We start from the raw sequence: 14,829 nt of genomic DNA on the forward strand, positions 1-14,829 counted from the left end.
TCATCTCGTGGAAACCCTTTGCGGCGCCGTGCTGCCGTCCGAATTATTGCGCCACGACAATACACGATAGGGCTCGTCGCCGCTTTCGAGAAGCAGGATCACGACCTCACTGCCGCGGCGGCTGCCGTCGGGGAGCTCGGCCTCGACGATGACGCGATAGGCCTTCGAGGCGGCCAGCGTCGCGCCCTCACCGCCGGTCATACCGACCAGGGCGCGCGGATCGGCGGTGGGATCGGCGCGCTGCGACAGAACCGATTGCAGCATCTCCGGCGTCATGTTCGGCAGCGCCGCCAGCACCTGCGGCGCGGCGTCGTGGACGTTGACCTGCGCGACATTGCTGAACACGGTGACGAAGGGCAGCATGCGCTCGATCAGCGCGGGCGGAATGCCGTACACCAGCCACAGCTCCTCGGGCGCCGGAAACGGCGCGTGCCGCGGCGCATAGGCGACGCCGGAGTTCTTGTAGAAGGCGGTCTCGGGATCGTTGTCGCCTTGCTCGGTCGGCGCCCGCCACGCCAGGATGCGGTCGGCGTAGCCGGCGGCATCGGACGCGCCGGCGCCGAGCCCGGTCATCAGGCCCGCCAGCAGCGCCTTCGGCGCGACATTGAGGTCGATCCGCGCGGCCTCGGAGCGGAACGTCACGAAGACCCGGCCGGCGCCGACCCGTGCATCGAAGGTGCCGCTGGTCGGGCGCCCGGCCTCGGTCGTGCCGGAGAGCTGCAGCGCGGTGAGCTCGAGGCCCGCTGTGACCATCGCCTCGGCCTGGATCCGCTCGGTGCTGCCGGCGACGACGACGGCGGTGTTGGTGACATAGGTCAGATAGATCAGCACCAGGCCCGCGAGCGCGGCGAGAATCCACAGCACCGCGACCACGATGAAGCCGCGCTGCAACGTGCGAGGAAGTGCGGCTGTCAAAGCTGCTCCTCCTTTTTCTCGGCCGCGGGATTGGCCCGCGTCGCGAGGCAGGCCACGGCATTCTTGGCACGAGCGCATTCCGCCGGCGCGTTGACGTGGACGGTCGCGGCGCTCGACACCGCCAGCACCTGTCCGGTGGCGGCGTCGCGCACGGAGACGCGGACCAGGCTCGGCAATTGCACCTGGTCGCGCCAGGTCGGCTGCCAGACCTGGTCGGGCCCGGCATAGGCGAAGGTGACGCGGAAGGGCGCGCGGACCAGCACCACCTGGTCGACAAAACGGATCTGCTCATCCGGCGAGCGCGGACTAAACGGCGAACGCTCGCGCACCAGCGCAAGCCCCTCTGCGTCGGCCTTCTCGATCAGGCGGATGATCTCGAGGCCGGGACGGGTGTTCGGCCCGACCGCGGTGCGGACGAAGGTGACGGAGAGCTCATTGCCCTCGAACAGCGGCCGCTTGCCGTTGCCGCTGATCGGGATCATCTCGGCGACCTCGAGATCGGCGAGCGCCCGCTCCAGCCCGATCGCGAGCTTTTCGGCGCGCTGCACCCGCAGCATGCCGCGGTTCCAGTTCGGCAGCCATTGCGCCGTGACGGTGGCAAGCGCGGCGAGGATCACCGTCATCAACAGCGTCGCCAGCAGCACCTCGAGCAGCGTAAAGCCCGCTTCGGCGCGCTGAGCACCGCGCCGAGACTTGCGCCACCATGACGTCATCGCGTTCATTGTGGCGGCGCCTTCGGCACCAGCCGCACGGTCGTGACCTGGATCTGCGCGCCGCCCGGTCCTTGCATGCGCAGATTGACCGCGAACGGCACGAACCGGTTTGTAGGCCCATCAGCAGCACCGGCATTGATCGGCGCGACGTCGATGCGCCAGCGATGGCCGGCGAGCGTGCCGCTCTGCCGTCCGACCTTCAGCGCGCTGCGCTGTGGCAGCGACGCCAGCACCGTCTCGGCGGCGCCGCTCAGCGCCAGTTTCTGGTCGATCGCGCGGGTGCCCTGCACCGTGGTGGCGATCACCGAGCCGATCGCGCCGAGCACGGATGCGACGATCGCGAGCGCCACCAGCGCCTCGATCAGGGTAAAGCCCCGAGAGTGTTTTTGAGCGAAGTGGGCACCGGTTCGCGTGAAGAAAACGCGTCCAAAAAAAAGAAGCGAGCCCGGTTCTGATCCAAACAGAACCGAACGGGCTCGCTCGCCGTCAGAGCAGATTCTGCGCGACAATATCGACCCCTCCGGTCAGCCAGTTGACGCGAATCTCGTAAGCCATGCCCGGCCGCGCCAGCGCGATGGTGCCGCCGCAGGACATCCCCGACGGAAAGAAATCGATCGAGCGCCCCGCGCTGCGGTCGGCGCAGCGCGAGGCCAGCGCCGTGTTGACGGTGACGTCGCTCGGCAGCCGGACGATTTGCCCGGTGGCGCCGGAGCGGATCGCGCGCGCCGGCGCATCGACCAGCGTCGTGACCTGGACATGCCTGCGCAACGCCGCGCTGCGGTCGGCCTTGAGCAGCGCCGCGGTCGCGGCCGCGTAGCTCTCCAGCCGCGTCCGCGTCGTGCTGCGCGGGATCGCCGGCAGGATGATCGCGGCCAGCATGCCGATGATCGCGAGCACGCAGACCATCTCCAGCAGCGAGAATCCCGCCTCGCCCCGCGGGGCGTCAGCGCACGGCACTGGTGACGTCAGCGGCCGTGCCACTGCCGCCTTCCTGGCCGTCCGATCCGAGCGAGATGATGTCATAGGCCGCGCGCTCGCCTGGCGAGCGGTAGATGTAGCCGCGGCCCCAGGGATCGTTCGGCACCACGCCGCCGCGCAGATAGGGCCCGTTCCAGCCCGGCGCGTTGTTGCCGCGGGTCAGCGCGGCGAGCCCCTCATTGCTGCTCGGATAGCGGCCGAGGTCGAGATAATAGAGATCGAGAGCGCTGGCGAAGCTCTCGATCTGGATCTTGGCCGCCTTGGATTTGGACTCGCCGAGATAGTTCAGCACCCGCGGCCCGACCAGCGCCATGATCAGGCCGATGATGGTGATGACGACGAGCATCTCGACCAGCGTGAAGCCGGCCTCGGAATGACGCCGGCGTCGCGCCGGCCGCTTGGCAGGTTCGTGAAATATCCTCATGGGCAACATCCTCAACCAACAATCTGACTGACCGACATCAACGCAGTCATCACAGACACAATCAAGCCACCGACCACGACGCTGATCACAATGATCGCCGCGGGGCCGGCGATGCCGACCACGCGGTCCAGCGTGCGTTGCAGCTTGGCCTCGTAAAATTCCGCGACCCGCCCCGCCAGCATCGGCAATTGCCCGGTCTCGTCGCCGAGACGGAGCATGCGCACAGCCATCGCCGGCAGCGCCTCGGTCTCGGACATCGCCTCCGACAGCTTGGCGCCGTGCCTGACACGATCGGCGGCCTCGGTCCAGACCTCGGACGAGCCGATCGAGGCCATCATATCGATCAGGATGCGCAAAGTCGTCGTCAGATTGACGCCGCTGCCGAGCAACAGCCCGAGGTTCCGGCAGAACAGCGCGGTGCGATGATATTTCATCACCTCGCGGATCACGGGCAGCCGCGCCATCGCGGCCAACAGCGAGCGCCGCACCCGCTCCTGCCGCAGCAGGAGCCAGGCCGAGCCGATCGCCACCACCAGGATCATCAGCACCGCATCCGAATTGCCGCGCAGCCAGGTCGACAAATTGAGGAAGGTCTGGATGAACGGATCGACCTTGGCGTTGAAATCCTGCAGCACGCTGGCGAACTGCGGCAGCACGAAGGTGAGGAAGAACAGCAGCACGCAGCCCGCCGCGCCGAGCACGAACAGCGGATAGCGCACGGCATCGCCGAGCCGGCGCTTCAGCGCCTCGCTGCGGCTGCGCTCGTCGGCCAGCACCTCCAGCACATGGTCGAGCGAGCCGGAGGCCTCACCGACCCGGATCAGCGCGACATACATCGGCGGGAACAGGCCCTGGTGCCGCGCCAGCGCCTCGGCAAAGCTCTCGCCGGCCATCACGCGCGACCGCACGTCGGCGACCACCGGCCGCAGCCGGCCGAAGTCGCGATCGGCGGCCAGCAGCTCGAGCGCGTCGTTGATCCGCGCGCCGGCGCGCAGCAACAGCGCGAGGTCGCGGGTGAAGATCGTGACGTCTTCCGGCTTCGGCGCGTTGAACAGGCTGAAGGCGCGGCCCGCCGAACCGCCTTCCTCCAGCGTGACGTTGTCGACCAGCACCAGGCCGAGCCGCTCGATCCTGGCTGCGACGTCGCCCGGCGCGGGGGCTGCGATCGCGCCCGAAACCAGCTCGCCGTCCGAATTCATCGCGCGGTAGCGGTAACTCGGCATCACATCACCGGATCGTCGTGACGCGGAACACTTCGGGCACGGTGGTCACGCCGGCGCGGCATTTTTCGACCGCATCCGCCAGCATCGTGGTCATGCCGCCCGATATCGCAGCCTGGTCGATCGCATGCGAATCGGTCTGCGGCCCGACCAGCTTGCGCACATCATCGGTCATCTCGAGGAGCTCGAACACGCCGTTGCGGCCGCGATAGCCGGTGCCGCCGCAGCGCTCGCAGCCGCCGGCCTCGTGCACCACCTCGCCGGCGGCAAAGCCGATCACGGCAAAACGCGGGTCTTTCTCGATATCGTTTGCCGAAAGTGTGTGCGGCACCTTGCAGCGGTCGCACAGCACGCGCACCAGCCGCTGCGCCACCACCGCGCGCAGGGTCGAGCGCAGCAAAAAGCCCTCGACGCCGAGATCGATCAGCCGCGGCACCGCGGCGGCGGCGGTCTCGGTGTGCAGCGTGGTCAGGACCAAGTGGCCGGTCAGCGCCGCATGGATCGCGATATGCGCGGTCTCGGCGTCTCTGACTTCGCCGACCATGATCACGTCGGGGTCCTGGCGGACGAAGGAACGCATCGCGGACGCAAAGGTCAGCCCGATCGAAGGCTTGACCTGCGACTGGTTGATGCCGGCGATCTCGTACTCGACGGGATCCTCGATGGTGAGGATTTTTCTGGTCGGTTCATTGAGGATCGACAGCATCGTCGCCAAGGTCGTGGTCTTGCCGCTGCCGGTCGGGCCGGTCACCACGATCATGCCGTGCGGCAAGGTCAGCAGCCGCGACAGCATCTTCTCATCGCGCGCAGCCAATCCGAGCTTGCTCATTTCCAAGAGGCCGCGGTCGCGCGGCAACAGGCGGATCACCGCGCTCTCGCCGCCTTGCGTCGGCATGGTCGCGACGCGGACGTCGAGCTCGGTGCGGCTGACGCGGACCCGAGCGGCGCCGTCCTGCGGCAGCCGCCGCTCGGCAATATTGAGGCCCGCGAGAATTTTTACGCGCGAGATCAGCGCTTGTGGTGGAACCGAAGACGGCGCGGGCAGCGCGCGCAACAGCCCGTCGACACGCATGCGGACGACGAGGCCGGTGCGGAACGGCTCGATGTGGATATCGCTGGCGCGTAGCTCGACCGCACGCTCCAGCAAATCGTTGAGTGCGCGCACCACCGGCGCGCCGGAGGCGAGGTCGCGCAGGCTTTCGATATCGTCGTCGGATTGCTGGCTCGCGGCCACCGCGCGCTCGTCCGTGGCGGCATCGGTGGCCGCGATGCGCTGGTCGAGCACCGTGGTGATGTCCTCGAACGAGGCCACCGCCAGCTCGACCGGCTCGCCGAACACGATCTCGGCTGCGCGAATGGCCGCGGTGTCGGAGGGATCGGCGACCGCGATGCGATAGCCGCCGTTCGGCGCGCGCAGCGGGAACACGGTGGATTCCCTGAGGAAGCGATGCGAGAAGCCGTCGAGGCACGGGGTCGCGGCAAGCAGTTGCGGCAGGCTCAGCCGCTCCACGCCGAAATAGTCGGAGACCTCGTCGGCGAACTCGGCAGCCGAGAGATCACTGGTCTCCCACAGCTCGCGCAACGGACGCGTCAGCGTCGAATTGGCGTGTTCGGCGCGCGTTCTCACGCGCGTCGGCACAGCGTGCTTATCCAGGAGATGCTGCCGGAAGGTTTCGGCGGACAAATCGCGCATCGAAGTCCCACCGCTCACGTTGTTACCTGAATACAACAGCTCGTGCGTGCAGCAATCCGGCCCTTGGCGCTTGACTCTTGTAACATCAAAAACATAATCGTGTCGTGAATTTACCGGGCGTCCGAGCCGAGGGGGATCGGACGTTATTCAATTTCAACGATAGTACTTGATAGGCGTATTTTGTTCAAAGTGGTGCATCCGCTTGCGCGCCCGCGTTCAGCGTTGACTGGAACGCTCGTTCTGTTTTTGTCCGCGTTCACGCTTTCCGCCTGCATCGTCACCGCCGATCAATCGGTCGAGACCAATCCGAAGGATCCTCGCGCGCCGGACCTTGTGGAGAAAGTGAATTCGCTCGATCTGCAGCCCCGTCAGACTACGGATACGCCGGCAGGCAGCCTGCGCCAGCAGAGCGCATCACGGCCTGCGATCTTTCTCTCCGACGGCACGCCCACCGGCGGCGAGCTCGCGGAGCGCGACGGCGGCGGCAATGGCTACGATCTGAATTTCGAGAACGCGCCGGTCGCGACCGTGGCAAAGGTCATCCTCGGTGACGTATTGCAGGTCGGCTACACCATCGATCCGCGGGTGCAGGGCACCATCACCCTGGCCTCGGTCCGTCCTGTCCCGAAACAGGACGCGATCTACGTGCTGGAGAATGCGCTGAAGATGTCCGGCATCGCGCTGGTGCGCGATCGCACCGGCAGCTACCGCCTGCTTCCGTCGGCGGAGGCGGGCCCCGGCGGCATCGACCGCAGCGCCACGGCCGAAGCCGGCCAGGGCGTCAGCGTGGTGCCGCTGCGCTATGTCTCGGCACAGACGATGTTCAAGCTGCTCGACGGCTTCGGCGTCAAGGCGACCACGCTGCGGCCCGACAATGGCCGCAACACGCTGCTGGTCACCGGCAGCGGCTCCGATCGCGCCGCGGCGATCGACACCATCATGAGCTTCGACGCCGACTGGATGCGCGGCCAATCGGTCGGCATCTTCCCGGTGCGCAACTCCTCGCCGGAGCCGCTGGTCGCCGAGCTCGAGAAAATCATGGATTCCGGCGAGGGCGGGCTCAGCACCGGCGTGGTCAAGTTCCAGGCGATCAACCGCCTCAATGCCGTTCTCGTGGTGAGCCAGAAGCCGGACTATCTCAAGCGCGCCGGCACCTGGATCGCGCGGCTCGACCGCTCCGACACCGAGGCGGTGAACCTGAAGTCCTATCCGCTGCGCTACGGCAATGCCAAGGTCGTGGTCGGCATGCTCAACGAGATGTTGGTGGCGCCCGGCAACAACGGGTCTTCCAACCTGCTCGATAACGGCACCAGCCAGATCGCGCCGGGCTCCGGCCTGACATCGTCTTCATCCTCGTCTTCGTCCGGCTCCGGCCCGATCGCCTCGCTAAGCGCGATGCCGACCGCAGCTGCCGGCGCCTCGACGCCGGTCACCGGTGTCGGCGGCGCGTCGCTGAACGCGCGCCCGGCACCTTCGACCAGCGCCGACCAGTCGCTCTCGAACGCGTCACAGTCCGGCGGCAGGGGTGCCTCCGGGCCGAGCTTCCTGCCCAATGTCCGCATCACCGCCGACATCACCAACAACGCGGTGCTGGTCTATGCCAACGCGGAGTCGCAGCGCATCGTCGAGCAGACCATCCGGCAGATCGACCGGCCGCAGCGCCAGATCGCGATCGAGGCGACGATCGCCGAGGTCACGCTCAACAACGACCTGAACTACGGCGTGCAGTTCTTCCTGGCGAGCCAGAAGGGTTCGGTCGTCAACACGATCTCGAGCGGCGGCGGCGGCACTAACAGCGTCGATCCGCCGAGCAACGCGGTCAACGCGGCGGCCGGCGCGTTGATGGGGCGGGTGCTGCCCGGCTTCAATCTGCTGGTCGGCTCGGAGAATTCGCCGCGCGTCATCCTCGATGCGCTGCACGGCGTCACCGACGTCAAGGTGCTGTCCAATCCCTCGCTTGTCGTGCTCGACAACCAGGCCGCCACCTTGCAGGTCGGCGACCAGGTGCCCTACTCGACCGGCACCGCGACGGTGTTGACTGCCAACAACACCGTGGTCAACACCATCGACTACAAGAACACCGGCATCATCCTGCGCGTGCTGCCGCGCGCCAACGCCAACGGCAACATCGTGCTCGACATCGAGCAGGAGATCTCCAGCGTCTCCAATGCCGGCGCCAACGGCCTGACGCCGACCATCTCGCAGCGCCGGGTCAAGAGCTCGATCGCGGTGACGTCAGGCCAGACCGTGCTGCTCGCCGGCCTGATCAGCGAGAGCGAGACCAAGGGCAAGCAGGGCATTCCGGTGCTCGACCAGATTCCCGGCATGGGCGATGCGTTCTCGCACCAGACCAACAACCGCAAGCGCACCGAACTGATCCTGTTCATCCGCCCGACCCTGATCAAGGACGGCGTCGATGCGCATGTCATCGCCGAGGAGATGCGCAGCAAGATGAACAGCCGCCTGGTCGGCACCAGCAACGCCGTGGTCGTGACGACCCCGCCCGGCGTGCCGCCGCGGTAGCGGGGAAACGACGCGCTGCGGGGATCAATCCAGCACTCGTTCCATGAGGATGGTGCGCTCGTCACCATGATAGCTGTCGCGCACGGCCTGGAAGCCAAGCCGCGCGTAAAAGGCTTCGGCGGTGACCGAAGACGGCACCGCCAGTTTGGAGATATTTCTTTCGCGCGCCGTACTCTCGACCTTGTCCATCAGCAACTTGCCGACCCCCCGGGCCTGGACATCCGGCGCAACGAACACCGAACGGACCACGTCTCCGTCGAGGCTTGCGGTCCCGACCACGCGGCCATCGATCTCGGCGATAAACACGGTCCGCCTGCCGATCAGCTCCCGCACGGCGCTTGGACTGAAGCTGCGCTCGACCCGCTCGATGATCTCGGCCGTGTAATCCTGCGCATTGGTTTCGCGCAGCGCACGCAGGATGACCGCGCTGATTGCATCGGCGTCGTCATCAAGCGCAGGGCGGATCGTGCAGTGCATTGCTCGGCTCCACCCGATCAAAATGGTCCGCAGTCACGACGGCAAGTCTTCGCCCCTCAATGCTCCCGCACCGGCGCCCATTCCAGCGCGCGCAGCCGCGCTTGGGCGATCTCGCCGCGCGACATCTTGCTGGTGACGGCGTCGCGGATGCGCTGGCGCGCGTCGCGCGCGCTCGGCGGCGCCGCGGCGACCGAGAGGTTGAGCCATTTGCTGGCCTCGACGATGTCGCGTGGCACGCCCTGCCCGCGGTCGTAGAGCAGGCCGAGCGAGTATTGCGCCAGGCTGTCGCCCTGCGTGGCGGCGCGGCGATACCACATCGCGGCTTCGGTGTAGTTCTGCGGCACGCCGTGGCCGGTCTCGAACAGGAAGCCGAGATAGGTCTGCGCCACCGGATTGCCGTACTCGGCGAGTGGAATGAAGATCTGCGACGCGCGCTGATAATCCTGCCGCTTGGCGGCCGCGACGCCCTGGCCCAGCGACTGCGCCGACGCCGGCGCGACGATCGAGATGCCCAGCATGACGGCCGCGAAAACCAGCGCGGCAAGCAGCGCGCCGCGCGTCCGCTTGCGGGAAACCTGGTCGTCACATTCGCAACCGCCGCGATCCGCATTCATCATGTTGCCCTGCCCGCTCTCTGCCGGGCGAGACTATTCTGCCGCAGCGAGGGAATCCATAGCCGGACGCGCTGGAAATCATTCGACGCAAGCCGGCAGGAACTCGCCTGCGATAACGACGTCACAGCGCTGTCATTCTCGATCGACGAGCACTCCTGCCTCTGGTGATGACACTGAGCTTGCCGAACAGAGGCAGTGTCGTCCCGGCGAAGGCCGGGACCCAACCACGAATGCTTATTGTTGCGCGCGCTGGGGCCACAGCTCACTTCAACAACACAACCCTGTGGCAATGGGTCCCGGCCTTCGCCGGGACGACACTGGAAAGAGCCTGCCCTACACCGCCCGCGCGACGACGACGCGGCTGCCGCCGGCGGGCCAGCGGAATCCGGCCAGGGTCATCCGCACCTCGGCGCGCAGGATCGCCGTCAGGATGCGGTTGACGAGTGGGCTCGGAGCGAATTCATGCTCTTCCTGATTGGCCGCCTTGCTCTTCTGCAGCAGGCGGCTGACCGCCATCAGCGGCAGCAGCAGCGCCGTGTAGGAGGACGAGAAAACGATCTCGAAGCCGTTGCGGCGCAGCTTGTCCTCGAGCTCGCCACGGCGGTAGCGGCGCTGGTGGTGGCCGATGTCGTCGGCGGCGCTCCACAGCCAGGGATGCTGCGGCACCGCGACGATGATGCCGCCGCCGGCGCAAGTCGCCGCGCGCAACCCGCGCAGCACCGCCTCGTCTTCGGCGATGTGCTCGATCACGTCGAAGGCGCCGGTGAGATCGAACACGCCGACGGCCGGAATGTCGCGCGCGTCCATCTGCACGAATTCGACCCCTTCGGGCAGCCGCTGCCTCGCATGAGCCAGGCCCGACGGGTGCAGCTCGGAGCCGACCAGGCGCTGCCAGCGGCGCGCGCCGGCCAGCGCGCCCAGCACCATGCCGGTGCCGCAGCCGATCTCGATGAAACGGCGGGCCTGGGGAAAAAATTTTCCGGCCAGGCCGGTGATCAGCTCGCCGCGCGGCACGAACCAGAAGTGCCCGGCCTCCACCCTGGCGAGCACCGCAAAGCCCTTGGGATCGACGCCGGAGACGGTATCGGCAAGGTCGGGGGCGAACATCGGGATGCCGTCGTCCTGCGCGACCACGGCGCCGCAGGCGGAGCAGCGCCATCCAGGCGGCCACAGCGGCGCGCCGTCGGCCACCGCCTCGACCGCGCTGCAGGCAAGGCAGCGCCGGCCCGATCCCTCCGGCAGGCTCATGCGGAACGTGGGGCAGGCCGGCCGGGACCGAACCGATCGAGGATTATGCGTGCTTTCGGCATAGAGCGACTATAAACACTTGCCCAAGCCGTGGCCAGCAACCCTCACCGGCTGGCAATCCCCGCGGCGTTCCCTGGTGCCCGATCCGGGTGCGACACCGATTTTGACGGTCAGAAGAGTGGCACGTTGCGCGTCAGCATCATCCAGTCCTGCTACATCCCCTGGAAGGGCTTCTTCGACCTGATCGGGCAATGCGACCAATATGTCGTGTTCGACAGCGCGCAATACGCCAAGCGGCACTGGCACAACCGCAACCGCATCAAGACCGCCAACGGGCTCGCCTGGCTGACCATCCCGGTGGTCACCAAGGGGCGCTTCGAGCAGCCGATCGACGAGGTCGAGATCGAGAAGCCGTGGGCCGAGAAGCATTGGCGCGCGATCGAGCTCGCCTACCGCCCCGCCCCCTTCTTCGACCAGTTCGCGCCGACGCTGCGGACCTTCTACGAACGGGCCGATGCGGAAACCAGGCTCACTAATGTCAACGAGCTGTTCCTGCGCGGGCTGGCTGAACTGCTCGGCCTCACCACCCGCATTGTCCGCGACAGCGCCTATCCGGCTGACGGGACCAAGACGACGCGGCTGAAGACCATCGCCAGCGCGGCCGGCGCCGATCGCTATCTCAGCGGCCCCTCCGCCCGAGATTATCTCGACGAAGCCGAGCTCGCCGACGCGGGAATCGCGACCGAATGGATGGGTTACGAAGGGTACCGCGAATATAACCAGCTTCATGGCGGCTTCGAGCACGCCGTCAGCGTGATCGACCTGCTGCTCAACACCGGTCCGGAGGCGCCGCGCTACCTGCGTCGCGGAGCCGCACCATGAGCACAGCGATCGTCCCAAGACGCAAACCCCGGGCGCTGGCGCCCGGGGTTCCGTCCGTCATGAGATCGATTGCCCTACTGCTGCGCAGCGGTGTTGAAGGCGCCGACCGCCGCGTTGCCGACCAGCCGGTTGGTGCCGAAGCTGGTCGGCGTGCCGGCATAGGCCGCCGTCGTGTTGAAGTTGATGTCGGAATCCGCCACGCGGATGCCGCCGCCGTTGACGCCCGTCGCATTGCTGTTTATCGCGCTGCTGTTCACCGTGATCTGCGATCCGGTGTCGCCGGTGACGCCGGTGCCGTTGTTGCTCAGATCGCTGCGTTCGACCGTGACGTTGTTGCCGGTGGCGGCCGCAAGCCCGAATGCGTTGTTGTACGAATACAGGCCTTCGACCGTCGCATTGTTGGTCGCCGCACCAGCGACAGAAACGCCGGCGCCGCCGTTGAGCGAGACCAGAGTATTTTTGACGTACAATTTGCCGCCGGCGTTGGTGCGCGCGTCGAGGATGCCTTGCTGGGTGAACTGGGTCACGACGCAATCCTCGATCGATACCGATCCGGCGGTATTGATCTTGACACCAACCAGGCCGGTCCCGATGCCCTGGATCTGGAGATTGCGGAGCACGACCTTGTCCGCCGCGCCGGCGCTGATGTTGAGGCCGTTGGTGCCGGACACCAGCACGGAGCCGAACACCTCATGGCAGTTGATGGTGATCGACTTTGTGATGGTCAGCGCGCCGAACCCGCCGGGATCGAGGCAATTGATCTCGCCCGCGGCGGCGGTCTTGGAGATCGCGCCGGCAAACGTCTTGCAGGGTGCGGTGCGACTGCATGGGTTGGCGTCGTCACCCACGCCGGAGACCCAGGTTCGGGTCGCCTGGGCATGGGCCGGGGCGGCAGCGAGAAGCGGTAGGAACAGGCCAGTGATCAATGTGAGCAAGGCTAAGCGGCGCATAATCGAACCCTCCAGTTGAAAAATGAACGTAATATTCACTCGTCCCAAAAGTCTGCGTCCCGGCATCGAAGGACCCGTACTGCAAAACCAGAAATGGGCATTGCAGCCGATAACTGAACGACAAAGTCTCGGGAGTCCACTGAACCGACCCCGTTCGCGTGAAGACGAACCCAGCCCAGTTAACCATTATGTCCGAGTATTGCGGGTTTGGTTCAAGCAGAATCGCATCGCGCGCGAGGATCCTCCGCGCCACAACTCGCGAGCGTCATCTGCGTGTTTCATATCTTTCATTCAACCTTCAAGAGCGTCCGACGCCGGGTAACTTTCTTGCGCGGGGGTCCCTGGCCCCATAGAATTCGGCGTTCCGAGGCGGGAAACCGGCTCCGTGCGGACCCGGGCAGCTTGCTGGGACCAATCCGGAATGGCATCAACGGCGCTACGGACGCCGGTTTGCCGGCCAAATCGGCCACGACGAGTGCCGATCCATCCAGGACCCGCGTGTGAAACTCTCCATTGTAACAACCCTGTATCGGTCGGCGACCACGGTCGAGGCGTTCTACCAGCGGGCCATGACCGCGGCGGAAGCGATCTTTCCGGAGATCGAGCTGATCATGGTCAATGACGGGTCCCCCGACGACAGCCTGGCGCGCGCTCTGGCGCTCCAGAAAAAGGATCCGCGCATCGTGGTGGTCGACCTGGCGCGCAACTTCGGACATCACAAGGCGATGATGACCGGCCTCGCCTACGCCGCCGGCGACCTCGTCTTCCTGATCGACAGCGACCTCGAGGAAAAGCCCGAAGATCTTGCGGCCCTGCACCAGCGCTTTGCGAAGGGCGACTGCGACGTGGTGTTCGGGGCGCTGCCGACGCGGCGCGGCGGCTTCTTCGAGCGACTGCCGGGCGCCCTGTTCTTCACCCTGCTCGACTTCCTCAGCGACCATCCGATCCCTCGCAACATCCTGACCTCGCGCCTGATGACCAGGCAGTATGTCCAGGCGCTGCTGCGGCACCGCGACCGCGCATTTTCGATCTCGCATCTCTGGCAAGTGACCGGGTTTCGGCAACAGGCCATCGCGCTCGAGAAGCTCTCGGCCTCGCCGACCAGCTATTCGCTGCGGCATCGCGTCGAGATGGCGATCCGCGACATCACCACGACGTCGAGCAAGCTGCTCTACCTGATCTTCTATGTCGGCGCCTCGATCTTCGGACTTTCGATTGCCGTGATCCTGTTCGTGCTGTGGCGCTATTTCGCGATCGGCATTGCGGTCAGCGGTTTCACCTCCGTCATCATCTCGATCTGGTTCCTCGGCGGCCTGATCACCCTTATCCTCGGTATTCTCGGAATCTATATCGCCAACATCCTGGCTGAGACGAAGCGCAGGCCATACACGATCGTGCGCAAGGCCTACCGCAGCGACGCGCCGGCGATTGTGCCCCTCCCCCGTCAGGATCAACCGGAAGGGAGCGTCCGGTGACGGAAGGCACCCACCCCGAGATCCTGCAACAGGTGGCGGTGTATTACGCCTCGCGGCTCGCGCAGCACGGGCCGACCCCGCAGGGGGTCGATTGGAACGGCCGGAGCTCGCACGAGCTGCGCCACCGCCAGTTTCTGCGCCTGCTCGACGACGCGCCGAATGGATCGCTGATCGATCTCGGCTGCGGCTTCGGCGACTTCTGGCGTTTCCTGCGCGACGCCGGCTACGAGGGAGCCTTCACCGGCTACGACGTCGCGGCGAGCATGATCGACAAGGCGCGGGAGCTATATGGCGAAAACGAGCGCTGCCGATGGCGCGTCGGGGCCGAGCCGGCGGAGCCGGCCGATTTCGCCGTTGCGAGCGGCATCTTCAACGTCAAGGGCGCGGTCGCGGCGGAGCGCTGGGCCGGCTATGTCAGCGACACGATCGACGTTCTCGCCCGCGCCGGGCGGCGCGGCTTCGCCTTCAACATGCTGAGCCTCTCGAGCGATCCCGAGCGGCGGCGAGCGGATCTGTACTATGGCGACCCGGTCGCGATACTCCGCGATTGCCTGGCGCGCTTCGGCCGGTCCGTCGCCCTGCTTCAGGACTACGGATTGTATGAATTCACCGTCATCGTGAGGCACCCCGGCGTTTGATTTGAGCACCTCATTCAGTTACGGATGAGACCGGATTGCGCCTACTACCCGAATTCACTGACCTAGCAACGCCCATGTT

The 14,829-nt window shown here is 66.4% G+C and carries 15 protein-coding genes; 4 read left to right on the forward strand and 11 right to left on the reverse strand.

Features of this window, described 5'->3' with window-relative positions:
- The 7 genes from IC762_RS25030 to IC762_RS25060 all read right to left on the reverse strand — a co-directional run bounded on the left by IC762_RS25030 (position 1) and on the right by IC762_RS25060 (position 5,943).
- Positions 1 to 915 carry a general secretion pathway protein GspK gene (locus tag IC762_RS25030; RefSeq protein WP_246801214.1) on the reverse strand — a complete coding sequence of 305 codons (915 nt, stop codon included), beginning with the start codon at positions 913 to 915 and terminating at the stop codon, positions 1 to 3.
- On the reverse strand, positions 912 to 1,637 hold the full coding sequence (locus tag IC762_RS25035) for a prepilin-type N-terminal cleavage/methylation domain-containing protein (protein ID WP_195784874.1): 726 nt from the start codon (positions 1,635 to 1,637) through the stop codon (positions 912 to 914). Before IC762_RS25035 ends, IC762_RS25030 begins: the two co-directional genes overlap by 4 nt.
- A complete protein-coding gene (locus IC762_RS25040; protein WP_349629757.1) occupies positions 1,634 to 1,993 on the reverse strand; it encodes a prepilin-type cleavage/methylation domain-containing protein in 360 nt (119 codons plus the stop codon). The genes IC762_RS25035 and IC762_RS25040 overlap by 4 nt, the downstream gene beginning before the upstream one ends.
- Before the next feature lie 121 nt (positions 1,994 to 2,114).
- Positions 2,115 to 2,534, reverse strand: coding sequence for a pilus assembly FimT family protein (locus IC762_RS25045; RefSeq protein WP_246801687.1), 420 nt, complete (start codon positions 2,532 to 2,534; stop codon positions 2,115 to 2,117).
- 37 nt (positions 2,535 to 2,571) lie between these two features.
- Positions 2,572 to 3,030: a type II secretion system major pseudopilin GspG gene (gspG, locus tag IC762_RS25050; protein ID WP_195784876.1), complete on the reverse strand. Its 459-nt coding sequence runs from the start codon at positions 3,028 to 3,030 to the stop codon at positions 2,572 to 2,574.
- A gap of 11 nt (positions 3,031 to 3,041) precedes the next feature.
- Entirely contained in the window at positions 3,042 to 4,253 is a 1,212-nt protein-coding gene (locus tag IC762_RS25055) for a type II secretion system F family protein (protein ID WP_195784877.1), read from the reverse strand.
- Between the two features lie 4 nt (positions 4,254 to 4,257).
- Positions 4,258 to 5,943 (reverse strand): GspE/PulE family protein, encoded by a 1,686-nt coding sequence (locus tag IC762_RS25060; protein ID WP_195784878.1) that lies wholly within the window; start codon positions 5,941 to 5,943, stop codon positions 4,258 to 4,260.
- A gap of 222 nt (positions 5,944 to 6,165) precedes the next feature.
- Here IC762_RS25060 and gspD point away from each other — a divergent pair, with 222 nt between their 5' ends.
- On the forward strand, positions 6,166 to 8,466 hold the full coding sequence (gspD, locus tag IC762_RS25065) for a type II secretion system secretin GspD (RefSeq protein ID WP_246801218.1): 2,301 nt from the start codon (positions 6,166 to 6,168) through the stop codon (positions 8,464 to 8,466).
- Between the two features lie 24 nt (positions 8,467 to 8,490).
- Here gspD and IC762_RS25070 read toward each other — a convergent pair whose 3' ends face one another.
- The 3 genes from IC762_RS25070 to IC762_RS25080 form a co-directional block, all read right to left on the reverse strand.
- Entirely contained in the window at positions 8,491 to 8,943 is a 453-nt protein-coding gene (locus IC762_RS25070) for a GNAT family N-acetyltransferase (protein ID WP_195784880.1), read from the reverse strand.
- 56 nt (positions 8,944 to 8,999) lie between these two features.
- Positions 9,000 to 9,560: a tetratricopeptide repeat protein gene (locus tag IC762_RS25075; RefSeq protein WP_246801220.1), complete on the reverse strand. Its 561-nt coding sequence runs from the start codon at positions 9,558 to 9,560 to the stop codon at positions 9,000 to 9,002.
- A gap of 330 nt (positions 9,561 to 9,890) precedes the next feature.
- Positions 9,891 to 10,805 carry a class I SAM-dependent methyltransferase gene (locus tag IC762_RS25080; RefSeq protein ID WP_195784881.1) on the reverse strand — a complete coding sequence of 305 codons (915 nt, stop codon included), beginning with the start codon at positions 10,803 to 10,805 and terminating at the stop codon, positions 9,891 to 9,893.
- A 186-nt stretch (positions 10,806 to 10,991) separates the two neighbouring features.
- Between IC762_RS25080 and IC762_RS25085 the strand changes: the two genes are divergently transcribed.
- Positions 10,992 to 11,687 (forward strand): WbqC family protein, encoded by a 696-nt coding sequence (locus IC762_RS25085; protein WP_195784882.1) that lies wholly within the window; start codon positions 10,992 to 10,994, stop codon positions 11,685 to 11,687.
- Positions 11,688 to 11,761: 74 nt separating this feature from the next.
- Here the strand turns inward: IC762_RS25085 and IC762_RS25090 are convergent, their stop codons facing one another.
- Complete coding sequence (locus IC762_RS25090) at positions 11,762 to 12,535, reverse strand: hypothetical protein (RefSeq protein WP_195784883.1); 774 nt, start codon at positions 12,533 to 12,535, stop codon at positions 11,762 to 11,764.
- 602 nt (positions 12,536 to 13,137) lie between these two features.
- On the opposite strand from IC762_RS25090, the gene IC762_RS25095 reads away from it, so the two are divergent.
- A complete protein-coding gene (locus IC762_RS25095; protein ID WP_195784884.1) occupies positions 13,138 to 14,112 on the forward strand; it encodes a glycosyltransferase family 2 protein in 975 nt (324 codons plus the stop codon).
- On the forward strand, positions 14,109 to 14,750 hold the full coding sequence (locus tag IC762_RS25100; protein WP_195784885.1) for a class I SAM-dependent methyltransferase: 642 nt from the start codon (positions 14,109 to 14,111) through the stop codon (positions 14,748 to 14,750). The genes IC762_RS25095 and IC762_RS25100 overlap by 4 nt, the downstream gene beginning before the upstream one ends.
- The last annotated feature ends 79 nt before the right edge of the window (positions 14,751 to 14,829 follow it).

Source organism: Bradyrhizobium genosp. L, assembly GCF_015624485.1.
Classification (GTDB): Bacteria; Pseudomonadota; Alphaproteobacteria; order Rhizobiales; family Xanthobacteraceae; genus Bradyrhizobium.